The 24,309-nt window shown below is 67.2% G+C and carries 20 protein-coding genes; 11 read left to right on the top strand and 9 right to left on the bottom strand.

Features of this window, described 5'->3' with window-relative positions; genetic code table 11:
- Nucleotides 1–118: 118 nt before the first annotated feature.
- Complete coding sequence (locus V5G24_RS18270) at nt 119–1,828, top strand: sensor domain-containing diguanylate cyclase (RefSeq protein ID WP_394080390.1); 1,710 nt, start codon at nt 119–121, stop codon at nt 1,826–1,828.
- 22 nt (nt 1,829–1,850) lie between these two features.
- On the opposite strand, the gene V5G24_RS18265 is transcribed toward V5G24_RS18270, so the two are convergent.
- The 3 genes from V5G24_RS18265 to V5G24_RS18255 all read right to left on the bottom strand — a co-directional run bounded on the left by V5G24_RS18265 (nt 1,851) and on the right by V5G24_RS18255 (nt 4,641).
- Nucleotides 1,851–2,489 (bottom strand): MBL fold metallo-hydrolase, encoded by a 639-nt coding sequence (locus V5G24_RS18265; protein WP_394080392.1) that lies wholly within the window; start codon nt 2,487–2,489, stop codon nt 1,851–1,853.
- Nucleotides 2,490–2,553: 64 nt separating this feature from the next.
- Entirely contained in the window at nt 2,554–3,780 is a 1,227-nt protein-coding gene (locus V5G24_RS18260; protein ID WP_394080394.1) for an argininosuccinate synthase, read from the bottom strand.
- Nucleotides 3,781–3,819: 39 nt separating this feature from the next.
- Complete coding sequence (locus V5G24_RS18255; protein WP_394082048.1) at nt 3,820–4,641, bottom strand: phosphatase PAP2 family protein; 822 nt, start codon at nt 4,639–4,641, stop codon at nt 3,820–3,822.
- Between the two features lie 145 nt (nt 4,642–4,786).
- Here V5G24_RS18255 and V5G24_RS18250 point away from each other — a divergent pair, with 145 nt between their 5' ends.
- Nucleotides 4,787–5,416, top strand: coding sequence for a 2-hydroxychromene-2-carboxylate isomerase (locus V5G24_RS18250; protein ID WP_394080396.1), 630 nt, complete (start codon nt 4,787–4,789; stop codon nt 5,414–5,416).
- 12 nt (nt 5,417–5,428) lie between these two features.
- Here the strand turns inward: V5G24_RS18250 and V5G24_RS18245 are convergent, their stop codons facing one another.
- The 3 genes from V5G24_RS18245 to V5G24_RS18235 all read right to left on the bottom strand — a co-directional run bounded on the left by V5G24_RS18245 (nt 5,429) and on the right by V5G24_RS18235 (nt 7,874).
- The gene (locus V5G24_RS18245; RefSeq protein WP_394080398.1) at nt 5,429–5,944 is read right to left on the bottom strand and encodes a hypothetical protein; all 516 of its coding nucleotides are present in this window, start codon (nt 5,942–5,944) and stop codon (nt 5,429–5,431) included.
- Nucleotides 5,945–5,977: 33 nt separating this feature from the next.
- On the bottom strand, nt 5,978–7,204 hold the full coding sequence (gene rlmN / locus V5G24_RS18240; RefSeq protein WP_509292254.1) for a dual-specificity RNA methyltransferase RlmN: 1,227 nt from the start codon (nt 7,202–7,204) through the stop codon (nt 5,978–5,980).
- A gap of 148 nt (nt 7,205–7,352) precedes the next feature.
- Nucleotides 7,353–7,874, bottom strand: coding sequence for an invasion associated locus B family protein (locus tag V5G24_RS18235; RefSeq protein WP_394080402.1), 522 nt, complete (start codon nt 7,872–7,874; stop codon nt 7,353–7,355).
- Between the two features lie 270 nt (nt 7,875–8,144).
- On the opposite strand from V5G24_RS18235, the gene V5G24_RS18230 reads away from it, so the two are divergent.
- Both V5G24_RS18230 and V5G24_RS18225 read left to right on the top strand, forming a co-directional pair.
- Nucleotides 8,145–9,131 (top strand): NADPH:quinone oxidoreductase family protein, encoded by a 987-nt coding sequence (locus V5G24_RS18230; RefSeq protein WP_394080404.1) that lies wholly within the window; start codon nt 8,145–8,147, stop codon nt 9,129–9,131.
- 262 nt (nt 9,132–9,393) lie between these two features.
- On the top strand, nt 9,394–10,353 hold the full coding sequence (locus tag V5G24_RS18225) for an alpha/beta fold hydrolase (RefSeq protein ID WP_394080406.1): 960 nt from the start codon (nt 9,394–9,396) through the stop codon (nt 10,351–10,353).
- Between the two features lie 59 nt (nt 10,354–10,412).
- Here the strand turns inward: V5G24_RS18225 and V5G24_RS18220 are convergent, their stop codons facing one another.
- Complete coding sequence (locus V5G24_RS18220; protein WP_394080408.1) at nt 10,413–11,282, bottom strand: thioesterase II family protein; 870 nt, start codon at nt 11,280–11,282, stop codon at nt 10,413–10,415.
- Nucleotides 11,283–12,064: 782 nt separating this feature from the next.
- Here V5G24_RS18220 and V5G24_RS18215 point away from each other — a divergent pair.
- From V5G24_RS18215 to V5G24_RS18195, 5 genes are all read left to right on the top strand, one after another.
- A complete protein-coding gene (locus V5G24_RS18215; RefSeq protein WP_394080410.1) occupies nt 12,065–12,697 on the top strand; it encodes a YcjF family protein in 633 nt (210 codons plus the stop codon).
- 201 nt (nt 12,698–12,898) lie between these two features.
- A complete protein-coding gene (locus tag V5G24_RS18210; protein WP_394041549.1) occupies nt 12,899–13,084 on the top strand; it encodes a hypothetical protein in 186 nt (61 codons plus the stop codon).
- A 102-nt stretch (nt 13,085–13,186) separates the two neighbouring features.
- Nucleotides 13,187–14,752 carry a prohibitin family protein gene (locus V5G24_RS18205; RefSeq protein ID WP_394080412.1) on the top strand — a complete coding sequence of 522 codons (1,566 nt, stop codon included), beginning with the start codon at nt 13,187–13,189 and terminating at the stop codon, nt 14,750–14,752.
- A gap of 35 nt (nt 14,753–14,787) precedes the next feature.
- Entirely contained in the window at nt 14,788–16,068 is a 1,281-nt protein-coding gene (locus V5G24_RS18200; protein WP_394080414.1) for an outer membrane beta-barrel protein, read from the top strand.
- 20 nt (nt 16,069–16,088) lie between these two features.
- A complete protein-coding gene (locus V5G24_RS18195; RefSeq protein WP_394080416.1) occupies nt 16,089–20,096 on the top strand; it encodes a non-ribosomal peptide synthetase in 4,008 nt (1,335 codons plus the stop codon).
- On the opposite strand, the gene V5G24_RS18190 is transcribed toward V5G24_RS18195, so the two are convergent.
- Complete coding sequence (locus tag V5G24_RS18190; protein ID WP_394080418.1) at nt 19,982–20,761, bottom strand: 4'-phosphopantetheinyl transferase family protein; 780 nt, start codon at nt 20,759–20,761, stop codon at nt 19,982–19,984. The genes V5G24_RS18195 and V5G24_RS18190 overlap by 115 nt on opposite strands.
- Nucleotides 20,762–20,844: 83 nt before the next feature.
- Here V5G24_RS18190 and V5G24_RS18185 point away from each other — a divergent pair, with 83 nt between their 5' ends.
- Nucleotides 20,845–22,461, top strand: a complete 1,617-nt coding sequence (locus V5G24_RS18185; protein WP_394080420.1) for a serine hydrolase domain-containing protein — start codon at nt 20,845–20,847, stop codon at nt 22,459–22,461.
- Nucleotides 22,462–22,575: 114 nt separating this feature from the next.
- Nucleotides 22,576–23,133 (top strand): TY-Chap domain-containing protein, encoded by a 558-nt coding sequence (locus V5G24_RS18180; protein ID WP_394080422.1) that lies wholly within the window; start codon nt 22,576–22,578, stop codon nt 23,131–23,133.
- A gap of 27 nt (nt 23,134–23,160) precedes the next feature.
- Here V5G24_RS18180 and V5G24_RS18175 read toward each other — a convergent pair whose 3' ends face one another.
- A complete protein-coding gene (locus V5G24_RS18175; RefSeq protein ID WP_394080424.1) occupies nt 23,161–24,279 on the bottom strand; it encodes a DmpA family aminopeptidase in 1,119 nt (372 codons plus the stop codon).
- Nucleotides 24,280–24,309 lie beyond the last annotated feature (30 nt).

Raw genomic sequence — 24,309 nt, 5'->3', positions numbered from 1 at the left:
GCCCTGGGGCGAGCCTCGCGAAAGCCTTGTGCGTTATTCGGAAGCAGGCCACGCAGGTATGTGCGTGGTTCCGCTGTCGTGCGCCCCGCGCGGCGGCGTTGCGCGGGACGAATGAAGGATGAGCGGCGTGTTTCACCGGTTGCGCCTGCGATTGCACCATTTGCAGGATCGCCTGACGGTGGGCCAGCAGATGGCATTCGCCATGGCGATGATCGGCCTTGTTACCTTGACGGCCGTTGCGCTCACCAGCGCGGGCGTGAGCCGGCGCGGGCTGATCGCGCATTTGAAGACCGAGATGGCGGCGAAGGCCGCTTCCCTTGCGGAGCGTCTCGACCTGGATCTGTCGGAGCGTTATCGCGATATCCTTCAGCTTGCGGAAATGCGCCCTCTGAGCCGGATCTGGCAAGACAGCTCGGACGAGGTGCGCGATGTGATCGAACAATTGAAGGTGTCGCGCCCGCGCTACGTCTGGATCGGCTTTGCCGGTCCCGACGGCTTGGTCCTGGCCGCCACCGGCCGCGTGCTCGAAGGCACGTCCGTCCTGCCGCGCGACTGGTTCCGCAACGGGCTGAACGTTCCCACCTTGGGCAATGCGGAAGAGGCGGAACTGCTCGTTCACCTGCTGGCCTTGCCCAACTCAGACGAGGCGACGCGCTTCGTCGACATATCCCTGCCCGTCTATTCCCCGGAAAATCGCATCCTTGGGACCATCGGCGCGCATCTGAGCGTGAAATGGGCCGAGCTGCTCAACGACATCGCGCCAAAGGAGGGGGCGACCCAGGTGTGGCTGATCGGGCGCGACGGGCGGTTGCTGTTCGGCAAATCGCCGAACCCGCAGCCGTTCTCGGACGAGGTCATCGCCTCCATGATGGACCAGCGCAGCGGCGCGTTCGTCGACACGAGCGAGGGACACCGCATGCTCACCGGCTTTGCCGTCACGGGACGCAATGGCGATTATCCGGGCCTCGGCTGGATCGTGGTCACGCGGCAGGATGCGGCCGTTGCCTTCGCCGACGCGACCCGCCTTGCCCTGACCATTCTCGGCATCGGCCTCCTGGCCCTGCCGGTGACCTTTCTGGGGGCCTATTGGTTCGCGCGGAAGATTGCCCGCCCATTGGTGACGCTGACGCGGGCCGCCGCCCAGATCGGCCGCGACCCCGACGCCACCAACCTCCCGCACCAGCGCGGCAGCCTGGAGGTGATGCAATTGTCCGGCTCCCTGCGTGCCCTGTTGCGCCGGCTCGGCTCGGTGGAGGCGCAGTTCGTGCGCACGGCCGAGCAATATCAGCAGGATATGGAACAATTGCGCCAGCTTGCCGATACCGATCCGCTCACGGGCCTGCTCAACCGCCGCTCTTTCCTCACCGTTGCCGATGCGGCCCTGAACGGCTCGCGCACCAGCGACGGGCTGGGCATTCTGATGGCCGATATCGATCATTTCAAAAGCGTCAACGACGTCTATGGGCATCCCGCCGGCGACGCGGTGATCCGCAGCGTCGCGGCCTCCATCGGCGCAGCGCTGCGCCAGCATGACCGTGTTGCGCGCTTCGGCGGCGAGGAATTCGTCGTCCTGCTGCTGAATGTGGATCGCGCCGGCATGATGGCGCTCGCCGAGCGCATGCGCAGCGCCATTGGTTCGAGCCGGGTTCTCTTCGAGGGGCGGGAGATCGCGGTGACGGTCAGCTTCGGGGCGGCGCTGGCGCAGCCCGGGGACCGGGACGTGGACGAGGTGATCGAACGCGCCGACTTCGCGCTGTATTCAGCCAAGAATTCCGGCCGCAATTGCGTTGCGGTGGCGGATCGCAAGTCCAATCCCCGCGCCGCCTGAGCGCGAGCGCCCCGGCGGGCGATCAGCGCGGCAGGAAGGGATTGGTCGCGCGCTCGTCGCCGATGCTGGTGACGGCGCCGTGGCCGGGCAGGCATACCATGGCATCGCCCAGCGGCAGCAGCTTGGAGATGATGCCCTCGATCAGCTGCTCGGCATTGCCATAGGAAAAATCCGTGCGGCCCACCGAGCCCTTGAACAGCGTATCGCCCACGATGGCGACGTTCGAGGGGGCGTGGACGAACACCACATGGCCCGGCGTATGCCCCGGCACCTGCAATACATCCAGGGTAAGATCGCCGATCCGCACTGTCTCGCCTTCGCTGAGATATCGGTCCGGGGTTACGGCGCGGCCCTCGAAATCATATTTCGCCGCGGTCTCGGGCACCGCGTCCAGAAGGAACTGGTCCGCTGCGTTTGGGCCCTCGATCGGCACGCCGAGGCTCTCCGCCAGCTCCGCAGCGCCCGCCGCATGGTCGAAATGGCCGTGGGTGAGGAGGATCTTCTCCACCTCCACCCCAGTCTCCGCCAGCGCGGCGCGGATGCGCGGCAGGTCGCCGCCGGGATCGACCACTGCCGCCTTGTTGGTGGCCGTGCACCACAGGATCGAGCAATTCTGCTGGAACGGGGTGACCGGCACCACCGCGATCTGGATTGGCTGCATGAAGGCTCCCGGACTTGAAACTGTCGCGGGCACCGGCTTTGCTGGCCGATGCCCGCTGAAGGGATCAGGAGGTCTTGCGCGCCCGGCTGCCGAGGGTGCGCAGGCGCAGGGCGTTTAGCTTGATGAAGCCGGCCGCGTCGCGATGGTCATAGGCCACCGCGCCTTCCTCGAAGGTCACGAGATCCTGGTTGTAGAGCGAATAGGGGCTCTCGCGGCCGACCACGCTGACATTGCCCTTGTAGAGCTTCAGCGTGACGCGGCCGGTGACATAGGCCTGGGAATGGTCGATGGCCGCCTGGAGCATTTCCCGCTCGGGGGCGAACCAGAAGCCGTTGTAGATCAACTCCGCATAGCGGGGCATCAGCTCATCCTTGAGATGCGCCGCGCCGCGGTCGAGCGTGATGCTTTCGATGCCGCGATGGGCCACCAGCAGGATGGTGCCGCCGGGGGTCTCATAGACGCCGCGCGACTTCATGCCGACGAAGCGATTCTCCACCAGGTCCAGGCGGCCGATGCCGTTGGCCTTGCCGAGCTCGTTCAGCTTGGCCAGCAGGCTCGCGGGCGAGAGCTTTTCGCCGTCGATGGCAACCGGGTCGCCCTTCTCGAAATCAACCGTGATGAGCGTCGCCTTGTCGGGCGCGTCTTCCGGCGAAATGGTGCGCTGGTAGACATATTCCGGCGCGTCGTCGGCGGGGTCTTCCAGCACCTTGCCCTCGGAGGAGGAGTGCAGCAGGTTCGCGTCCACCGAGAACGGGGCTTCTCCGCGCTTGTCCTTGGAGATCGGGATCTGGTGGCTCTCGGCGAATTCCAGCAGGCGGGTGCGGGAGGTGAGGTCCCATTCGCGCCACGGCGCGATGACGGTGATTTCCGGCTCCAGCGCGTAATAGGCGAGCTCGAACCGCACTTGGTCGTTGCCCTTGCCGGTGGCGCCATGGGACACTGCGTCGGCGCCGACCTTGCGGGCGATCTCGATCTGCTTCTTGGCGATCAGCGGGCGCGCGATGGAGGTGCCGAGCAGATATTGCCCCTCATAGACCGCATTGGCGCGGAACATGGGGAACACATAGTCGCGCACGAATTCCTCGCGCACGTCCTCGATGAAGATGTGCTCGGGCTTGATGCCCAGCAGCAGGGCCTTTTCGCGCGCGGGGGCAAGCTCCTCGCCCTGGCCGAGGTCGGCGGTGAAGGTCACCACCTCGCAGCCATAGGTGGTCTGGAGCCATTTCAGGATCACCGAGGTATCCAGGCCGCCGGAATAAGCCAGGACCACCTTCTTCACGTCGCGCGCCATCTCATCTCTCGAAATACAGGGCCTTGAAGAGCGCGCGGACTATAGGCCGGAGCGTCGCCATGGCAAGGGGAGGGCGCGCAGGGCATGGGCGATCTTGCGCATGGCGGTGCGCGAAACCCACCAGAGCGCGCGCATCAGGGCGAGCAAGAGCGTGTTCAGCGCGAGGCCGAGCTTGCCGATGCCGTCCTCCAGCGTCGCGCTGGAGAGCGCGCCCTTGCGGTCGTAGAGGAGCCAGCGCAGCGCGACGATGACGAGGATGGTCAGCAGCGCAGAGAACACCGTATCGGTGAAGAAATGTCCGCCGAAGGCGATACGCAGGCCGCCCGCCGCCATGCCGAACGCCAGCGCCGCCCCGACCGCGACGGGCCGCAAAGGCGCCGGGGCCAGGCTCGCGGGCGCCAGCATCCAGAAGCCGAGCGAGCCCTCGCCGGACACGAAGGAGCAATTGCCGGGGCAGGTGCCGTCGGTGGAATACCAGGGGCTGAAGACGTCCTTGCCGCCGAAGGTTTCCACATGCACCGGGCGGGGGCGGCCCCAATATTCCTTCAGCACCCCGTTCACCAGCAGGCCGGGCGCGAGCGCCATGGACAAGGCCAGCAACAACGCCGCGCGCGCGCTCATGAACATGGGCGCCTTGGGAAACAGCAGCTTGAGAATGATCGCCGCAAAGGCGGGCCCCGCGAACAGCCAGGGAATGATATTGCCGGCACTGCGCAGCATCTTGCCGAGGGGCGAGGCGGCGATCTGGAAACTGCGCGAGCCCGCGTCCCAGAACAGCCCGGTGATCGCGAGATCCCATTGCGGAAACACCGTGAAGAGGATCGCGACGGCCGCGCCGGTCACGAGGGCGAAGAAGAGCACGAGCTTCAACGGATCACCTGTGTTTCCCCTCAGTGCCCCTGCGCGGTGCGTATCCGCCCGTTTCCCGGTACGGTTTGATCCAACCCCTTGCGGGGATGCGCGGACCGGCAGCAAACTCCGGCCGATTTAGCCCGAGGAGGGGCCGATGACCAGGGCCACGCTGGATTTCTACTATGAGTTCGCCTCGCCTTATTCCTATCTCGCCGCGAGTCGCCTCGCGCCGCTGGCGGAAGCAGCGGGCGTGGGTGTGGAATGGAAGCCGTTCCTGCTGGGGCCGATCTTCGCCGCCCAGGGCTATACGACCTCGCCGTTTAACGTTTACCCACTGAAGGGCGCGCATATGTGGCGCGACCTGGAGCGGCTTGCCGCGCGTTATGGCTTGCCGCCCGTGACCCGGCCGGAGAATTTTCCGGTCAACGGCCTGCTCGGCGCGCGCGTGGCGACGCGGCTCAACGATGCGTCCCGGCCGGCCTTCACGCGCGCCCTGTTCCGCGCCGCCTTCGCCGAGGGGCGCGATATCTCCGACCGCACGGTGGTGCGGCAGGTGCTCGCCGGCCTCGGCCATTTCTGCGACGAAGTGATCGACCAGGCGGAGACGCAGGCCAACAAGGACAAGCTGCGCGCGACGGTGGAGGAGGCGCGGGCGCTCGGCATATTCGGCGCGCCCACCTTCGTCACGGCAGACAAGGAGTTGTTCTGGGGCAATGACCGGCTGGAAATGGCGCTGGACCATGCACTGCAGATCGCGGGCGTGCCGCGGGCAGTTGCCCAATAGCCCGCTGCCTAGTCAGCCCGCCGGCGGTGTTTCGGCGGGCGGCGGGGGTGGAGGAAGCCGCCCCTGGCCGGAGGAGAGCAGCATGGGCTTCCAGAAGCCTGCGCTCCATCCCGCCACCAGCCAATAGGCAAGTCCTCCCGCCAACCCCGCCGCGAGGATGTAGAACGGGTCCGCCACGGGCATGCGCTCGCCACTGAGGGTGGGGAAGAGTTGGGCGCCGACAAAAGCGGAAGCCGCGCCGTTCGCCACATGGAACATCCAGGAGCGCACGGCGAACATTTCCGAAAACAGCACGCCGATGGCCGCAACCAGCCACATGGTGGAGACCAGGAACACCACCAGGAAGCCGGCGGTAAACAGCGCGTCCACCAGCATCACCACGGTATCCGGGCTTTCTGGCGCCGTGGCGAAGAGGGTGCCGATGCGCCATTGGCCGAACAGGATCACCGCCGTGCCGGCACAGATGGCCACCACATATCCGGCGGGAATGAGGATGAGCCGCAACAGGAGACGGAAGACGGAATCCATGGGGCGCGGGGCCTTAAGCCTGATGCGGAACGATTATTCGGCTGCCGCCGCCATGGCGCGCAGGGCCAGGCGCTCGCGGGCGGAAAGCTTTTCCGTCTCGCTCTTGAGCTGACCGCAGGCGGCGAGAATGTCGCGTCCGCGCGGGGTGCGCACCGGGCTTGCATAGCCGGCGCGAAACACGATGTCGGAAAATTTCTCGATCGTCTCCCAGTCGGAGCACTCATATTGGGTGCCGGGCCAGGGGTTGAACGGGATGAGGTTGATCTTGGCTGGAATGCCGTCCAGCAGCCGCACCAGGGCCTTGGCGTCCGCCGGGCTGTCGTTGACGCCCTTCAGCATCACATATTCGAACGTGATGCGCTTGGCATTGGAGGCGGCCGGATAGGTGCGGCACGCCTCAAGCAATTGCGCCAGCGGGTATTTCTTGTTGATCGGCACCAGAACGTCGCGCAAATCGTCGCGCACCGCGTGCAGCGAGATGGCGAGCATGGGCGCGACCTCACGGCCGAGCCGCTCGATCTCCGGCACCACGCCGGAGGTGGAGACGGTGATGCGCCGCTTGCCGAGACCGAGGCCATCGCCATCCGACAGGATCTCGATGGATTCAGCGACCGAATCATAGGCATAGAGCGGTTCGCCCATGCCCATGAAGACGATGTTGGTGACGAGGCGATCCCCCTCCGTCGGCAGGCCGGGGCCGATCGCGCGGTCGCGGCCGGGATAATCGCCGAGCCGGTCGCGCGCCACCATCACCTGGGCCACGATCTCGGCGGCGGAAAGATTGCGCACCAGGCGCTGGGTGCCAGTGTGGCAGAACGAGCAATTGAGCGTGCAGCCCACCTGGCTGGAGACGCACAAGGTGCCGCGGTCGCTCTCCGGGATATAGACACACTCGACCTCGTGCGGCTTCTCGCCGGGCGTGTCCGCCGGCAGGCGCAGCAGCCACTTACGGGTGCCGTCCTGCGACACCTGCTCCACCACGATCTGCGGCCGCTCCAGCGAATAGGCCTGCGCCAGCGTCGCCCGCAGATGCTTGGAGACGTTGGTCATCTCGTCGAAATCGAGGGCGCCGCGCAGATAGATCCAATGCCAGAGCTGGTTGACGCGCATGCGCAGGTCGCGTTCGGCGACGCCCACTGCGGCGAGTGCGCGGCCCAGCTTCTCCCGGTCCAGCCCCACGAGCGAGGGCAGGGAAACGGGCGGCGCGGCCGGCGAAGCGGCGGGGAGGGTGTCGATCACGAGCGTCATTGGGTCACACATAATGGTTTCGCGCCCGCCATGCCAGCCGCACGACGGACGCGATCCGATCCTTCAGGCCCTTTAGATGCAAGGATTGCGGCGCGGTTCGGGCAAAGCGCCCGCGCCGGGGCCGCCGCGCGCGGCTACGCGCCGGGGCCGCCGCGCGCGGCTATTTGCATTCCTGCGCAACGCGGTCGAGCGCCTGGGCGATGCCCGCGAGGCCGTATTTGTCGGTGGTGGTATTGCCCCGCGCGGAGATGCTCACCACCGTCACATCCCTGCCCTTGCGCAGCGCCTCCACCATCTTGCCCTCGTCCGCGACATTGCGGACCCAAGCGCCTTCCGACTTCGTATAAAGCGCGAAGGTCTGCGTGCCGACGGTCAGCTTGGCTTCGCTCGCCTCCTTGAGCCCGAAGCCCATGGTCAGGCTGATCTCATTCTTCACATTCTCGGCTGGGCGGGTGGAGATGAAGAAGTAAGCCGGATCGCGCTTCAGCCCGGCGGGCAGGCGGTCCTTGGGCTGGGAAATGGTGTAGCAGACCTTGGCGTTGGGGGTGGCGCTGACGTAGACGCTCCAATCGCCGAACTGCGCGACCGGCTTGGGCTGCGCCTGCTGGGCGAACGCGGGACCTGCGACCAAAGCGGCGACGAGGCCGCCGAGGACGGCAAGGCGTGTGCGGAACGGAGCCATGACTTCTCCTAGATCTGAACGCGGTGCAGGAAAGGCAGCGCAGCGGGCTGCTTCAATGCCCCTAAATGTGGACGCCGACAAAAAAATGGCACACAGACTGCTTTTGCTTTCTTAACGCTCTGGCATCCTTTGCGGCCAGGGCCGTGAGTTGACAAGACGCCATGGGCGCCATCCCCGGTTTCGAGGGAAGGATCGCGCGGTTCCGCCGGTTTCGGCAAGGCTGCGGCGGGCCGTTCTGCGCCATGGGGCGAGGATGATGGGGATGGGGGCATGAAGGCTGTCATGTGCGTGCGCCACGGGCCGGCGGAGCAATTGGTGGTCCAGGATCTGCCGGACCCGGTGCCGGGTCCTGGCGAGGTGGTGGTAGATGTGGCGGCGGTCGGCCTCAACTTCTTCGATACGCTGATCATCCGCGACCTCTACCAGCACAAGCCGCCCCTGCCATTCTCGCCCGGTGCGGAATTCTCCGGATATGTCAGTGCCTTGGGCAAGGGCGTGGACAGTCTTCGGATCGGCGACCGGGTGGCCGGCTACATGACCAGCGGTGCCGCGCGGGAGAAGGTGGTGGTGAAGGCGCAGACCCTTGCCCCGGTGCCGGACGATCTCGACCTGGTGCGCGCGGCGGGTCTCATCGTCACCTATGGCACGGCCCTCTATGCTCTGCGGGATCGCGGAGAATTGAAGGCGGGAGAAACACTTGCGGTGCTCGGCGCGGCGGGCGGGGTAGGACTGGCGGCGGTGGAGCTTGGCAAGATCCTGGGCGCCCGCGTCATCGCCTGCGCCTCCGCGCCGGACAAGCTCGCTTTTGCCCGCGCGCATGGCGCCGACGAGGGAATAGACTATACGCAGCAAGACCTTAAGCTCGCGCTGAAGACGCTTGCCGGGGAGCGGGGCATCGATGTGGTGTTCGACCCCGTGGGCGGGGCGCAATCCGAACAGGCGGTGCGGGCGCTGGGCTGGTGCGGGCGGCTTCTGGTGATCGGATTCGCCGCCGGAGAGATCCCGAAATTGCCGCTCAACCTGTTGCTGCTGAAGAATTGTGACGCCCGCGGCGTGGCATTCGGGGCGCAGGCGCGGCGCGATGTGCCCTGGCTGCGGGCGGCGGCGGAGGAACTGATCGGCCATGCCCGGGCGGGCCGCATCTCGGCCCATGTGGATACCACCTTCCCTTTGGAGAACTGCGCCGACGCGCTCGGAGAGATTGCCGGCCGGCGGGTGAAGGGGAAAGTGGTGTTGACCACGCAATCCGCGCGATAAGCTGGAGCTTAGAATCGGTTTCGTGCCGGATCCCGGCACATGACCGCAGGATTTCGGCGCTGTTCGCCCGAATGTTCGCCCGACATTGAGTTCATTCCCGGAAATCTCGCCGAAATCGAGATGAATCCGATGTCCTCCTCGATTCGTCGTCACGCTGAAACATCTTGCCGCTAAGGCCACCTCGCAGCATGGGGGGTGGATTATGTCCTGGCTAAACTTAGGTCTTGTGGCCGTCGCGAGCATGATGGCGGCCGTTCCTTGCATGGCGCAGACGGGCCAGCCGTTTGACCAGGCGCTTTATGGCAAGCCCGGCCAATTGGTGGATATCGACGAGGGGCGGCGGCTGAACCTGGTGTGCCAGGGCAGCGGCAGCCCGACGGTGATCTTTGAGGCCGGCTTCGGCGAGACCTCGGTGACCTGGCGCTATGTGCAGGGGGAGATCGCCAAGCTCACCCGCGCCTGCGCCTATGATCGCGCCGGCCTCGGCTTCAGCGATCCCACCCCCGAGCCGCAGAACCTGGCGGTGATGACGCGCGACCTGCACAAGATGCTGCTGGCGGCGCAGATCGAGCGGCCGATCGTGCTGGTGGCCCATTCCATGGGCGGGATGAACGCGGTCTATTTCGCCGATCGCCATCTCGACGATCTGGCGGGCATGATGCTGGTGGATCCGGCGGTCGCGAATCAGGAAAAGCTGATGGCCCCGGTGACCCAATCCTATTACCAGGCCAATGCCAGCCAGCGGGCGCTGCTTGTGAAGTGCCTTGCCGCCGCGAAGGTCGGCGACATCAAGCCGGGCAGCCAGATCCTCGCCGATTGCGGCAATGTGACCGCCGGTGCCGATGCCGCGCTGGCGGCGGTGGAGAATGGCTGGAGCATGACCGTCTCTTATTGGCAGGCCATGCTGTCCGAGCACGAGAACATGTTCTCGATGAATGCCGCCAACCCCACCCGCGACGACCGCGAGCTGGATGCCGCCAAGGGCAGCTTCAAGGCCCTGCCGCTGATCGTGCTGACCGCCGGCAACGCCATGCCCAACATGCCCGAGGCCGAGCGTGGGCCGGCCAATGCCTTGTGGATGCAGCTGCATGATCGGCTGGCGGCGAATTCCACGGTGGGCGTGAACCGCCTGATCCCCAAATCGGGACATTATATTCAGGACGACGATCCCAAGGCGGTGATCGCCGCCATCACGGAAGTCCTGGCGGCGGCGCGCAAATAGGCGCGCTGCGGACAAGGGGGCGCCCCTCGGGCGTCCCGCTCGGCTCAGGCTGGGACGGTTCAGGCTGCCACGGGTTGGGGCAGCAGGCGGCGGGCGGCGCGGGAGAAGACGTGGTCCATGAAGCAGCGGGCGTTGGTGCGCAGGAAGAAATGCGCGCCTTCCACCGTGACAAGCTCGAAATCGCCACGCGTTTCCAGGGCCCAACCGGCCATGTCCTGTGGCCCGGCGAAGGGGTCCTCGGTGCCGGCGAAGGCCACCACCGGGCAGGGCAGGGGCGTGGCCGCCGGCATGGCGCCCTCGGCCATCTCGAAATCAGCCCGCAGCATGGGTTCCAGCAGATCGCGCAATTCCTGATTCGCCAGCACCTCGGAGGGCGTTCCGTTATAGGCGGCGAGGCGTGCCCAGAAGGCGTCCGAGGGCAGCATGTGCAGCGGCGGCCGGCGGCTCGGCGCGTTGGGCGCGCGATGGGCGGCGAGGAACAGGATGTGCGGCAGCGGCAGGTCCTCGCGCCGCAACCGCAAGATCAGGGCGCGGGCAATTCGCGCGCCGAGCGAATAGCCGAGCAGGGCGAACGGCCGGTCGAGCCAGGGACGCAGCGCCTCCACAAGGGCGGTCACCACATCCTCGACGCTGCGCAGCGGGGGTTCCGCCGTGCGGCTCTCGCGCCCCGGCAATTGAACCGGCTGCACATCGAGCCAGGCTGGGGCATTGCGCCGCAACCCCATGAAGCTGCTTGCTCCGCCGCCGGCGAAGGGCAGGCAGAACAGGCGATGGGACTGCGCGGTGCCGGTTTCCGCATAAGGCAGCCATTTGCGGCTTTGGGCGTCGCGGGCCTCCGGCCAGGAGGCGCAGCCGGGGGGACGGGCGGCGTAGCCGGCGGAACGGGCGGCGGGGCCGTAGGACGGCGTGGCGTGACCAAGGCCGTTCATGACGCTGTTCCTCATCAAGGCGACCGGGGCCCGTGCGCAAAGGCCGGCACCTGCATGGTCGCGAGAGCATCGGAATTTAAACAACTAAAAGTAGTAATGTCTCGTGAGGAAAATACTTCCCAGCCGACCTTCGGGCTGCGGCCGGCCAAGCCCCCGACGCCGGCCGGGACATATTTGCCGTTTCCCCAGACGCAGCCGTCCCAGGGGGGCTGTCGCTCGCGGGTGGATTCGCGGGCCCGCGTGCTGCTCGCGCGTCCGGTTCCCGCCCGTAAAGCGTGAACCCGTGGCTTTACAAACCCTCTAGACCCCCGCCACGTAGATTAATCATCCTTCAGCGCGGAAGAAGTGTCGTAGCTCGATGTCAGTGGTATGACAAAAACATGCACTTTTGCTTACATATTCGAGCGACAAGGGCATGTGTATATTAATGCAGAGAACCAAATACGTGAAGCATGTGGACTTCCCGAACCGCTTATGTCAGTTTCCCGCCGCATCGCGCGCCGGGCCGCCATATGTGGCTTCAGGCGTGAGGGTGTCCGGGATGGGTCCTGCGGGTGCGCGGCTTTGCGAAAGCCGGCGGCAAGCCGCAGGCAAAGCTTCAATACGAAATTCCGATTGTTGAAAATCGGAACGCATAATCAGGGTTGTAACCGTGTCGGGCAGGCCGAGCCCGGTCGCAGCAAGGTTGGTCGCGTCGCGCTGTCCGCGGGGCACCAAGCTGCGTCGGGGGTGCGCAGGTCCGGTCGCGAAATGTTCGTTATCCAACCGCGTGAGGATGACCCATGGTTTCCGATGTGCAGAACGACCACGAATCGCATGTGGACAGCCCCGTGGCGTCCGCCCCGCTCGCCTCCAACCCGCTCGTCTCCAACCAGGACAAGGCCGAGAAGATCGTGCGGTCGCACGCGCTCTGGGCGGCCGGCATGGGCCTGATCCCGCTCCCGGTGGTGGATGTGGCCGGCGTGGCGGGCATCCAGTACACCATGATCGGCGAGCTTGCGAAGGTCTATGACCTGCCGTTCTCCCGCGAGCGTATCCGCGCCGTTGCGGCGTCCGTGCTCGGCGGCGGCATCCCGGCCGTGATGACCACGGGCGGCCTCGGCAGCATCGCCAAGTCCGTGCCCTTCATCGGCACCCTGCTCGGCGCCGCCGTGATGCCGGCGCTCTCCGCCGCCGCCACCATCGCGCTCGGCCGCGTGTTCACCCAGCATTTCGAGGCCGGCGGCACGCTGCTCGACTTCGAGCCGGAAAAGATGCGCGCCTATTTCGTGCAGGAGTTTGAAAAGGCCCGCGCCGACACCTCCACCCTGCTGTCCAACGCGGGCGATGCCATGCGCGGCCGCAAGAAGGACGTTGTGGTCGCCGAGCCGGCCGCCGAAGTGCCCGCCGGCACCCCGGTCGCCCCGGTCATGTGAGACGCGCGGCCGACGCGGCGCGCCTACGCGCCGCGTCGCTGCGATTCGGCCCGCCCCGCGCACCGCGAGGGGCGGGGCCGTGCTGCGTTCCGGCGCGGGTCCGGCGGCGCGGGTTCCGGTCGCGCGACCGGAAGGCCGCGCAGCGGCCATGCCCTGCCGTCGCGCATTGTTCTTGATGCTTGTTCGTGAGGGGCGAGTGCCATGGCCATCATGATCTATTTGTTGCTGAGCCTGCTGGTGGGCTTTCTCGGCATCGGCCTGCGCGGCGGCTTCTTTCTCTATTTCATCTTGTCGATCGCGCTCTCCCCGCTGGTCGGGCTGATGATCCTCGTGATCGTCGGATCGAACGGCGACCGCAACACCACCGTCAAATTGCCGCGCTATTAGGCGCATGCGGCGGCATCGTCGCTCGGCCAAGTTCCAAGGCGGCCAAGTTCCAAGGCGGCCAATTTCAAGTCGGCCAAGTTCCAAGCATGAGTGCGTAAATCCATGAGCGACAGGCTGGGAGAGCCCCCGATCGGATACGGCGCGCCCTTGCGGGGCGATGTCGAAGAGGGGGCCGGCCGGGACGGGCCGGGCCGCTGGGGGCGGCTGCGGCGGCGCATCGCCCTTATTCTGCTGGTCGCGCTCGTGTTCGTGGTGTTCCTGGCGCCCTACATGATCGTCAACGTGCCGGTGGGCTCGGGCGGCGTGTTATGGCGCCGGTTCGGCGGCACGGAGCTGCGTTTCTCCATTCCCAGCGGCGTCACCATCAAATGGCCGTGGGACATCGTCTATATCTATGACCTGCGCCTTCAGGCCCGCAACGTGGACATCGTGGCGATCACCTCCGACGGGCTGAACATCTCCATTTCGATCACCTATCGCTGGTTCCTGAACCAGAAATTCCTGCCGCATCTCAATTCCGTGCTCGGCCCGAGCTATGCCGAGACGCTGCTTCTGCCCGAGGTGAATGCCGCGACCCGACGGGAATTCGCCATGTTCGCCGTGCGCGATTATTACGGGCCGACGCGCGAAAACATGATGCAGCGGGTGTATCGCGCGGTGGTCGATCCGGGGGTGAGGAATTATATCTGCTCCCAGCAGGATGTTGCGGTCGAGAATGCCAATGGAAATTGGCAGGATTGCCTGATCATCCTGACCGACGTGCTGGTGCGTGACGTGGCCCTGCCGCCGCGCATCGTCGCCGCCATCCAGAGCAAGATCGAGCAGGAACAATTGGTGCAGGAAATGCAATATCGCGTCGAGCGTGAGCATTTTGAATCCGACCGCAAATATATCGAGGCGGAAGGCATCCGGAAATTCCAGGAGACGGTGCAGTCCGGCATTTCGGAGAATTATCTGAAATGGCGCGGTATCGAGGCCACCGTCCTGCTCGCCACCTCGCCCAACGCCAAGACCGTGGTGGTGGGCGGCAATAACGGGCTGCCGCTGATCCTCAATACCGGCGATTCGGCGACCCCGTCCCCGCCGCCGCAGCAGCAGACGCAGGGGCAGGCGCCGGGGCTGGGATTGGGCGCCATCGGCGCGGTAGGCGCGCGCCATTCCGCCGCGGCCACGGCGGACTACAATCGCCCCGCACCCTCGGCGGCGCTGTCCGGATCGCTGGATGTCTCGCGGCCGGATCTCGGCCAGCGCCCGCCGGGCGGCAGCGGTGCGATCCTGCCGCAGGGCGCGTGGTCCAGCGACCTTTCCGCTTATACCAGGGCGTATGAGAACGGCCTTCTGCCGCAATCCATCGCCCCCCTGGTGCGTCAGGAGGCGACCGACGCGGCGCTCGCCACCGGAAGGCCGGTGCCCGCCGCGCCGCCGCCGACCGGCCAGCAGGGCGGACCGCCGCAATTGCGGCCCGGGGCGGTGTTGCCCGGCGCGGTTCCGCCCGGCACACCCTCGCTCACCAGCGGTGAGCGGCCTGACCCCGTGGTGCAGCCGCACGCGGCGCAATTGGTCAACAGTCCGCTCGGCCTCGGCGGCGCGCGCGATCTGTTCGCCACCTGGGCGGCCTGGTTTTCGCCGAAGGAGCCGCCGCCGGCCGGCCAGGGTCGCGCACCGTGAGCGCGGGGCGGTCCAGACGTCGGGACCTGCGCCCGATGTCCTTCCGCCCGATCCTGATTGCGGCCCTCGCATTGCTGTTTTTGTTTGCCGGCATTGCGTCGAGCGTCGCGGCGGACAATCTGCCCACCAATGCGCCGCAGGAGAACAACCAGGACACCGGCACCACGACGCCGGTGCGGGCGCTGAAGGTGCCCGAAGTGACGCCCACCACCGGCTTTCGCTATCTCGGCGGGGCGCTGGTGGTGGCGCCGCAGATCTCCTTCGACAGCCTGTATTCCACCAATGTGCTGGAGCTGCCGCCGCCGTCCAACGGCGATCTTGGCCTCGTGGCGGCGCCCGCGATCAATATCAAATATGACGCGGGCAATTACGGCGGGGCGCTGGCGGCTTCCTATCGCTATACGAATTATGTCCTGCACGACACGCTGGTGAAGAAGGAATATCTGTTCAACCCTTCCGCTTTCGGCAAGATCAACGAATATTGGACCTCCAATTCCAGCTATAAGGCGACACAGCAGGCGGTCTCCAATGCCGCGCTGGGCGCCGTTCCCAAAGCGCTCAACACCATCACCAAGCAGCAATATAAGACCGGGCTGGATTACGACCAGGGCCCCTGGTTCGGCGAGATTGCGGTCTCGATGAAGGACAGCCAGTTCTATTCCCAGAGCATAGGATCAAGCGCCACGAACAGCCTCTATGAACTGGCCGATTTCAACCAGATCAGCAAAATCGGCTATAATTTCAACAAGACCGACAAGCTCTACGCGCTGGTGGCGCTCGACCGCACCATTTACACCATGACCGATCTGTATGATCGCAATTCGCTGGGCTATCTGGCGGCGCTGGGCTTTGCCTATGCCTTCACTCCCGCGCTGAACATTTCAGGCCAGCTCGGCTATCTGATGCAGGATTATGCCGATCCGCGCTTCGCCATCGTCAGCACCCTGGTGGGCTATGCCAAGCTGAAATGGCAGATGGACGCCAGCTGGAGCACCGAGCTCAATTGGAGCCGGCTTGCATCTGAACTGGTCTATCCCGGCACGCCCGGCATCTTCATCAATACCTATGACGTTGCTTTACGCAAACAATATGATCCCAAGACCCTGATCGAGGCGCGGGTTCAATATATCGTCCAGGAAGCGATCCAGCTTCCGATCGAATATGACGAGTGGGTCTATTCAATCGGCTGCCAATATGTGTGGAACGATCACACCACCGTCGAATACGGTTACAAGTTCAACCACCAGATCACGTCGGACAATTCGCAGAATTTCGACGAACACATCATTGGTGGCGGGATCACCTATAAATTCTGAAGGCGCAATCGGGATCGCTCATGATCAGCCGCGACAATATCAAGGATATCTATCCGCTGACCGCGTTCCAGGAGGGCATCGCCTTTCATGATCTGCTGGAGCGCGAGGCCGGCGGCGACGGGCAGCGCAGCTATTTCCAGCAGATGCGCTTTTCCATACGCGGCCCGCTGGATGTCGCCGCCTTCGATCGTGCCTTCGCTGTGGTGGTGGCGCGGCACGACATGCTGCGCACCGTGTTCCGCCTCACGGGGGGCGATCGCGCGCTGCAGATCGTGCTGAAGGCGCGGCCGTTTGCCTGCGACATCGTCGATCTCTCCGCCTTGCCGCCGCAGGACCGCGCGGCGCGGGTGGAGGCCTATGCCAAGGCGCAGCGCGAGACGCCGTTCGATCTTCAGCGCGACGTGCTGCTGCGCGTCGGCGTGCTGGTGGAGACGCGCGACACCGCCCGCGTGGTGTTCTCCTTCCATCACATCCTGATGGACGGCTGGTGCATCGGCATTCTGCAAGACGAGCTGACGCGGGCCTATCAGGCGTATGCGCGCGGCGCGGAACCGGAGCTGCCGCGCCCGGTGCCGTTCAGCGCCTTCGTGAAAGCCTCGCTGGCGCGGCGCGAGCGGGCCGGGCTCGGCTATTGGCGCGATTATCTCGCCGGCGCCGACACCGCCTTGCCGCTGCCGGCCGCGCGGGCGCGGGCGCTCGGCACCGGGCGCGACATGCGCACCCACACGGCGGGCTTTTCCGCCGACCTCACGCGCCGCCTCACTGCGCGGGCGCAGGCGAGCGGGGCCACCTTCAATTCGCTGATCCAGGCGCTCTGGGGCCTGCTGCTCGCCAAGGTGGAGGATCGCGCCGACGTGGTGTTCGGCGCCATGGCCTCCACCCGTCCGCCGGACATGGAGGGCGCGGACGCGATCCTCGGCCCGTGCATCGGCATGCTGCCGCTGCGGGTGCGCCTGAAGGCGGGCGAGAGCGTTTCCGCCTTCCTGCGCCGCGCCCAGGCCGAGCGCATGGACTGGCTGGAAAACGTGCATTGCGCGCTGGCCGACATCCAGGCCGCGAGCCCCCTGCGCCAGGGGCTGATCGGCCATTATTTCGTGTTCGAGAATTATCCGCTGGAGGACCGATTCCAGGGCGCGGCGCAGGAGCTGGCGCCGGGCGTCGCCATCGAGGATGTCAGCGTCTACCAGACCTCCAATTATGATTTCGGCGTGGTCGCCCTGCCGGGCGCGGAACTGAAGATCGCCTTCACCTTCAATGCCGACGTTGTGAATCCGGACCAAGTGGCGCGCCTTGCCGCGTGGCTGGAGGTGCTGGCGCAGCAGGTGGCGGATGCGCCGCAGCGGGCGGTGGAGGATTTGACCTTGCTCGACGCTGCCGAGCACGCCCGGGTGATGGCGTGGGGCGATGGCGGAGCCTTGCCGGCCCCGGCGGAAACGCTGCGCGCGGCGCGGGCTGCCCTTGTCGCGCGGGAGGGCGCGGCGCCGGCCTTGCGGATCGGCGACAGAATCATTTCCCACGCCGCGCTGGAGCGTCAGGCGCGCCACCTCGCCCTGCGGCTCGCGGGCCTTGGCGCCATTGCGTCCACGCCGGTCGCGCTGCATGCCGATGCGGGGGAGGGGTTGGCGACGGCCATGCTGGCCTGCCTGCTGCTGGGCGTGCCCTATGTGCCTCTCGACCTGCCGAGCCCGCCGGCGCGGCTCGCCCATATTCTCGCCGATTGCGACGCGCGCCTCGTCCTGAGCACGGCGCCGGAGCGCCTGCCGAATCTGCCGGACGGCGTCGCGCTGCTGTCGCTGGAGGAAGAGCTGGCGCAGGCGCGGGGCGCGGAAGGGGAGGTCGGATGCGCCGACCTGCCGCCGCTGCCGGTCGATCCCACGGCTTATGTCATCTACACCTCGGGCACCACCGGCCAGCCCAAGGGCGTGCGGATCGGCCATGGGGCGCTTTTGGCCTATGTGTCCTGGCTGGTGCAGCGTTGCGGGCCGCAGTTTCCCCTCCGCACGGCGCTGCTCACCTCTCCGGCGTTCGATCTCGGCTATACCGCCGTCTTCGGCGCGCTGCTGGGCGGCTGCTGCCTCTCGCTGCTCGACGAGGACGCGCGGCGCGATCCCGAACAGGTGCTGGCGCTGCTCGGCGCCCATCGGCTCACGCTGCTGAAGCTCACCCCCTCCTATCTCGCCATGCTGATGGCGACGCCGGGCAGCGCCGAGGCCTTCGTCGGCGCGCGGGACCTGCGGCTCATCCTGCTGGGCGGGGAGGCGCAGAATTTCGCCGATCTCCAGCAGCTTCAGCGCCTCGCGCCGCACGTGTCGCTGGCCAATCATTATGGGCCGACCGAGACCACCATCGGCTGCGTCAGCGGACCGCTGGACGATCTCGCCTGCGCGGGGGAGGGCCCGCAGCGCATCGGCCGGCCGATCGCGGGCGCCCGCGCGTTCGTGTGCGACCACAGCCTGCGGCCGGTGCCCCAAGGGGTGGCGGGCGAATTGCTGGTGGGCGGCACCGGGCTCGCGCAAGGCTATGTGAACGCCTCGCCCCCGGATGCCGCGCGCTTCACCCGCCTGTCCGTCATGGGTGAACCGGCCTCCGGCGACCTCCCGGTCTACCGCACCGGCGACAAGGTGCGCTGGCTCCCCGATGGGCAGCTGGAATTCCTCGGCCGCATGGACGACCAGGTGAAGATCCGCGGCTATCGCGTCTCGCTGAAGGAAGTGGAGGCCGCCTTGCGCGCGCTGCCGCAGATCGCCGATGCGGCGGCGGTGGTGGATGCGCGCAGCGGGACGGCGGAATTGTTCGCTTATGTGATCCTCGCCGAGGGCGCCGGTGGCGATGCCGGGGCGTTGCGCGCCGCGCTCGCCACCCGCCTGCCGCCGGCCATGGTGCCGAGCCGCTTCTTTCCCGTCTCGCGCTTTCCCATGACCGCCAATGGCAAGCTCGACCGCAAGGCGCTGGAGGACCATTGGCGCGCTCCCGCCACCGCGGCCCGCGCGGATGTGCCGGGCAGCGCCCTGGAGGAGGGCTTGCGCAAGATCTGGAAAGAGGTACTGTTCCTGGATGCGGTGGGGCTGGAGGAGGACTTCTTCGCCCTCGGCGGCCATAGCCTGAAAGCCATCGCCCTGGTCTCGAAGGCCAAGGCGGCGCTCGGGCGCCAGCTCACCTTGCGCAGCCTGTTCGACCATCCCACCATCCGCGCGCTCGCAGCTTATCTGGAGTGCCCGCAGGGCGATGGGGCGCCGATGCCGCTGCTGAAGCTGAGCGCGGGCACGCCGGGCGCGCCCGTGGCCTTCTTCTTCCCACCCGCGCTTGGCACATCCACCCTCTATCGCGACCTCACCGAGCCGCTCGATTGCGATGTCGCCTGCTACGGCCTGCAAGCGCCGGGCTTTGACGCCGACATGCCGTTCGCGCCGAGCCTTACGGCGGCGGCGGCGCTGTTCGCGGCGCAGATATTGCCCGTGGAAAGCGCCCATCCGCTTCGGCTCGTGGGCTGGTCGCTGGGCGCGCATTTCGCGCTTGAGACCGCGCGGCTGCTGGAAGCGCGCGGGCGGGCGGTCACCCTGGTCCTGCTCGATGCGGCGCCGGAGGAGAGAGCCCCGGAGAAGGGCGCGACGCCGCCCGCCGCCTTCACCTTCGCGCAATTGCGCACCAAGCCCTATTGGGGACGGGTGCTCGCCATCATGGAGCAATTGCCGGCTCAGGATTTCGCCCGCATCGAGCGCCTCGCGGCCCATAATCAGATGATCGCCCGCGCCCATCGGCCGGGCGCGCCGCTCTCGGCGCCGATCCTGTGCATCGAGGCGGCGGAGGCGGTGCCGCGCGCGGGCGGGGCGGGGTTCCGGGCGGCGACGCGGGGAGCTTTCGTGCTGCACGAGGTGGGCGGGGATCATTATTCCATGTTCCACCCGCCCCATGTTCACACGGTGCTGGCCCTGCTGCGGCAGGTGCTGAGCGCCAGCGATGCGTCCGCCAGCGCGGCATCCGGCAAAGTGGCGTCCGCCGCCAGCGCCGCGCCGTCGCCGACCGTATAGGCGGCGAGATGCGGCCGCGCTTCGCCGCCTGCGCAGACCGCCAGGCAATGGCCGGGCGGGGCGCGGCCGCTCCACACATGCCAGTCGCCCGACGCGGCGCCGGAAAGCTGCGTCACCGCCAAGGGATCGAACGCAAACTCCACCGTCTGTGGCGCCTGAGACAGGCCGAGGCCGGCCGCTTTGAGCAGGCTTTCCTTCAGGGTCCACAAGGTGAAGAAGCGTTGGGTGCGGGCCTCTTCGTCCGCGAGCGCGGCGAGGGCCGCATGCTCGGCCGGCGCGCAGAAGGCGGTGGCGAGATCCAGCGTCGCGGTGGCCGGCACGATGGCTTCCACATCGACACCCAGCGGGGCCGCTTCGCCCACCACCACCGCCACCAGCCCGGCGGTGTGGGAGAGGCTGAAGCTGACGCCCGCGCCGCCTTCGGCATGGGCGACGGGCTTGCCGAGCGGCGGCGCATGAAAGCGCCATGCGGCCGGCGCGACGGCGGGGCGGCGGCGGCTGAGGGCGAAGCGCGCAAGCGCGTGGGCGGCGATAAAGGCGGTGCGGTCGCGCGCAAAGCGCAGGCGCGCCGCCCGGGCGCATTCCTCCGCGTCCAGCACGGCGGCGAAGCGCGCGTCCTCCTGCGGGCCAAGCCGGTCGAGGGCGAGCAGGTAAAGTTCGATCACCGCCCCGCCTTCCTTTTCATTGCCGCCGGGAGGGCCACGCGCTGCCGCTCCGGCGCGGGTGCGCGCGCAGGGACGGACCGCCGATGAGCCCCCCCGATATGGACCAGATGGCGCAGATCCATCGCCTGTTTCGCGACCGCATTCAAGACGATGCGCCGGGTGCCGTGCTAGCGGTGTTGAGTGGCGGGGAGAGCGTGCTTGAGGAGGCCTATGGCCGCGCGGATCTGGCCCAGAACGTGCCGCTTCATGGCGCGAGCGTGCTGCGCGTGGGCTCCCAGAGCAAGCAGTTCGCGGTCTATCTCGCGCTCCAATTGGCACGCGCGGGCAAGCTTTCGCTCGACGATGCGGTGGGCGATCATGTCACCTGGGTGCCGTCCGCCTGGCGCCAATTGCGCCTGCGCAGCCTCGCCGCCAACACCAGCGGCCTGCGCGATCTGCTGGACCTGATGGTGCTGGGCGGCGTGAACGCCCTCGGCCCGGTCTCGCGCCAACTGGAACGGCAGGTGATCGCCATGAGCCCCGGCGTCGCGGCCGAAGAGGACGCGGACCTGCTCTATTCCAACAGCAATTTCCTCCTGCTCACCGACGTGGTGGAGGCGGCCTCCGGTGCGCCGTTCGAGGAGCTGCTGGCGCAATATGTCACCGGCCCGCTCGGCATGGCCGACACCCGTTTGCTGCGGCGGGATGATGAATGGACACCGCGTCTCGCCAGCCATTATCGCCGGGACGGAGCGGGCGGCTTTCTGCGCGGCACCTCGCTCGCGGCCCTGGGCGGGGAAGGCGGGCTCGTCTCCACCCTCGCCGACATGGTGCGCTGGCAGAAGCATTTGCGCGCCGGGCATCTGGCGGGCGATCCGATCATCGCCGAAATGGAGCGCGGCGCACGGCTCTCCACGGGCGCGCCATCGCCCTATGGGCTCGGCCTCGTGCGCACGCTGCATGGCGGCATGATGGGCATCGGCCATGGCGGCTCGGTGGTGGGGGCGCGCTCGGAATCCGTGCGCTTTCCCGCGGCCGATCTCGGCGTCGTGCTGATCGCCAATCGCGAGGATCTGCCGGTGTTCGCTTTGGTGCGGCAGGTGCTCGACATCCTGCTGCGCCGCCCGTCCGCCGCGCGCCTGCCCGAGGAAGCGCTGGCGCCGCTGCGCGCCATGGGCGGGCTGTGGCGGGAAGAGGGTGGCGGGCGGGTGCTGGAGCTTGCGGCCGACGCCGAGGGCGCGACGCTCACCACCAGCATGGGACCGGCGCCGCTGGTGCTGGCGGAACAGGTACCGGGCGACGGAGATTGGGCCGCGCCGCAGATGGCGCTGCCGCCGCTCGCCTTGCTGGCGCAGGCGGGCGAGGGGCTGCACGCCGCGCGCTGGGGCCGCGCCGCGCGCTTCGTGCCCGCCCGCCCGGATGCACACGTCGCCGATCCGCGCGGCCGCTACCGGGCGCGCGACGTGGCGCTCGACGCGGAGGTGACGGGAGACGCGGGCGCCTTGCGCATCGCGCTCGCTTCGCCTTATGGCGTCTGCCGGGCGCGCCTCGTCGCCTGCGACGGCGATCTGTTCCGCGCGGTGCCGGATGCCGGGGATCTGCACGGGCGGTGGCTCATTTCGCCGTGGAATTCCGCCTGGCTGTTCAGCCTGTGGGTGCGGCCGGGCGGCTTCGTGCTGAATTCGGACCAGAGCGCGAATCTCATGTTCGACCGCATGTGACGCGGCAGCGCCGGTCGGCCTGTGCTCTTTGGTTGCAGCCGTGCTGGCTCGCTTCCCCTTACGCAACTTTCGCGCGCAGCTTAAGCTTCTGCGGCGATGCGGCGGGGGCTGATCATGCGTGCGAATGTGGCGAAGACTCTGGTGCGGCTTGTGGCGGCCTGCGTCTGGCTGGCCTTTCTTGTGCCGTCGGCCATGGCGGCGGACGGGCGGGCGAAATTCATCGCCGAGAACCACTGTCAGATCACGCACCGCCTCTTCATGACCTACCTCCAGCGGCAAAAGCTGGACCGATTTGTCGTCGCATCGGTGAAGGGCGGGAACCAGCAATATGTGCAATGCCTGCTGCTGGAGGATAACAAGCAGATGCTGTGCGAGGCGGCATCCGGATTCTACGGCGTGAAGAAAGGCGAGGCGCGGGACGAGGTGCGGATGAGCAACCTTGCGATCCTCGAGGCGGCGGGGTTCGACACCGACAGTTCAGAGGGAAATTTTCAGAAGCTTCTGGTCATTTCGCAACCCACTGGGGACTTTGACCGCGTCGCCGATCTCATGCTCGGGCTCTTGTATGATATTTACGGCGCGCGTCGCGGCGATCGGCTGACCTATGTGGCCCCGATGGCCATGGAGCTTTTCGACGGATACAAATGTCCGGCGGTGCCCAAAACGCCGTGACCGCAACGCCTCAGGCCCGCAGCCCCCTCACGCCCGCCAGTCGCCGGCAGCCTTGTCCATGGCGGCGAAGAGGTCTGACGGGTCGAGGGCGGCGATGGTGCCGACGCGGCCGGTCATGGTCTGCGCCATGAGCATCGCGTTCAACACCGCTTCCTCGATGCCCTCCACCACCGCCAGCAGCAGCGGATCGAGGCTCTCATTGGCGTGCCATTCCAGGGTGGAGAGGGGCTTTTCCGGCAGCGGCCCCGGCCCGCCGGCGGTGGAGAAGGCGACGAACATGTCGCCCGAGGCATTGCCCGAGGGGGTGCCGCCGCGCGCGATGCCGAGCCCGCCACGCCGTGCGAGGCGCTCCAGCTGGGTCGGGTAGAGCGGCGCGTCGGTGGCGATGATGCCGATGATGGAGCCGCTCTCGCGATTGATGCCGCGCGGGTCCGGCAGATGAGCGCCGACCGGCAGGCCGAGCACCTGGAGCCACGGGCGGATGCCGTGATTCGCCTGCACCAGCACGCCCACGGTGAAGGTGCCGGCGGGTGTGCGCACGACACGGGACGCGGTGCCGGTGCCGCCCTTGAAGCCGTAGCAGATCATGCCCGTGCCGCCGCCCACATTGCCCTCCTCGAGCGGGCCGGAGCGGGCCGATTCGATGGCCGCGATCACGTCGTCCTCGGTGACGTGCTGGCCGACGATGTCGTTCAGATAGCCGTCGAAGGTTTCCGCCGCCACCGGCATCACCCAGCTTTCATGCTCCAATTTGTCGCGGAAGCGGCGGCACATCCAGCGCACGGTGGCGTGGTGGGCGAGGCCGACCGAAAAAGTGTTGGTGATGGTGATCGGGCCGGAGAGCCAGCCGGCCTCGCGAATCCAATGGGTGCCGGTCATCTCGCCGCTGCCGTTCTGCGAGAAGAAGCCCGCCCACACCGGGTCCACCACCTGCGCGATCGGGCGCGGCAGCACCGCGGTGACGCCCGTGCGCACCGGAAGGTCATCGCCACGAACGATTGTATTAAATCCGACTTCAACCCCTGATACGTCCGTTATGGCGTTCAGCGGCCCCGGTTGGCCGGGTAAGCGCAATCCGGCTGCGCGGGCGCGTTGCCGGCTCACGTTCTGATCGCGCCCGGACGGGATATATGTCGTATCAGCCATGGTCTCCGCCCACGCCTACCAGCCTTCGCG

This window comes from Roseixanthobacter finlandensis, assembly GCF_043195105.2.
GTDB lineage: Bacteria > Pseudomonadota > Alphaproteobacteria > Rhizobiales > Xanthobacteraceae > NCEH01.
The sequence above is the reverse complement of the archived record's forward strand: the minus strand, read 5'-3'. Positions and strand labels throughout refer to the sequence as shown.

Excerpts from the sequence above, each read along its gene's own strand:
- V5G24_RS18270 (WP_394080390.1), top strand. The coding sequence starts at position 119 with ATGAGCGGCGTGTTTCACCGGTTGCGCCTGCGATTGCACCATTTGCAG.
- V5G24_RS18265 (WP_394080392.1), bottom strand. The coding sequence starts at position 2,489 with ATGCAGCCAATCCAGATCGCGGTGGTGCCGGTCACCCCGTTCCAGCAG.
- V5G24_RS18260 (WP_394080394.1), bottom strand. The coding sequence starts at position 3,780 with ATGGCGCGCGACGTGAAGAAGGTGGTCCTGGCTTATTCCGGCGGCCTG.
- V5G24_RS18250 (WP_394080396.1), top strand. The coding sequence starts at position 4,787 with ATGACCAGGGCCACGCTGGATTTCTACTATGAGTTCGCCTCGCCTTAT.
- V5G24_RS18245 (WP_394080398.1), bottom strand. The coding sequence starts at position 5,944 with ATGGATTCCGTCTTCCGTCTCCTGTTGCGGCTCATCCTCATTCCCGCC.
- rlmN (WP_509292254.1), bottom strand. The coding sequence starts at position 7,204 with ATGTGTGACCCAATGACGCTCGTGATCGACACCCTCCCCGCCGCTTCG.
- V5G24_RS18235 (WP_394080402.1), bottom strand. The coding sequence starts at position 7,874 with ATGGCTCCGTTCCGCACACGCCTTGCCGTCCTCGGCGGCCTCGTCGCC.
- V5G24_RS18230 (WP_394080404.1), top strand. The coding sequence starts at position 8,145 with ATGAAGGCTGTCATGTGCGTGCGCCACGGGCCGGCGGAGCAATTGGTG.
- V5G24_RS18225 (WP_394080406.1), top strand. The coding sequence starts at position 9,394 with ATGGCGCAGACGGGCCAGCCGTTTGACCAGGCGCTTTATGGCAAGCCC.
- V5G24_RS18220 (WP_394080408.1), bottom strand. The coding sequence starts at position 11,282 with ATGAACGGCCTTGGTCACGCCACGCCGTCCTACGGCCCCGCCGCCCGT.
- V5G24_RS18215 (WP_394080410.1), top strand. The coding sequence starts at position 12,065 with ATGGTTTCCGATGTGCAGAACGACCACGAATCGCATGTGGACAGCCCC.
- V5G24_RS18210 (WP_394041549.1), top strand. The coding sequence starts at position 12,899 with ATGGCCATCATGATCTATTTGTTGCTGAGCCTGCTGGTGGGCTTTCTC.
- V5G24_RS18205 (WP_394080412.1), top strand. The coding sequence starts at position 13,187 with ATGAGCGACAGGCTGGGAGAGCCCCCGATCGGATACGGCGCGCCCTTG.
- V5G24_RS18200 (WP_394080414.1), top strand. The coding sequence starts at position 14,788 with ATGTCCTTCCGCCCGATCCTGATTGCGGCCCTCGCATTGCTGTTTTTG.
- V5G24_RS18195 (WP_394080416.1), top strand. The coding sequence starts at position 16,089 with ATGATCAGCCGCGACAATATCAAGGATATCTATCCGCTGACCGCGTTC.
- V5G24_RS18185 (WP_394080420.1), top strand. The coding sequence starts at position 20,845 with ATGAGCCCCCCCGATATGGACCAGATGGCGCAGATCCATCGCCTGTTT.
- V5G24_RS18180 (WP_394080422.1), top strand. The coding sequence starts at position 22,576 with ATGCGTGCGAATGTGGCGAAGACTCTGGTGCGGCTTGTGGCGGCCTGC.
- V5G24_RS18175 (WP_394080424.1), bottom strand. The coding sequence starts at position 24,279 with ATGGCTGATACGACATATATCCCGTCCGGGCGCGATCAGAACGTGAGC.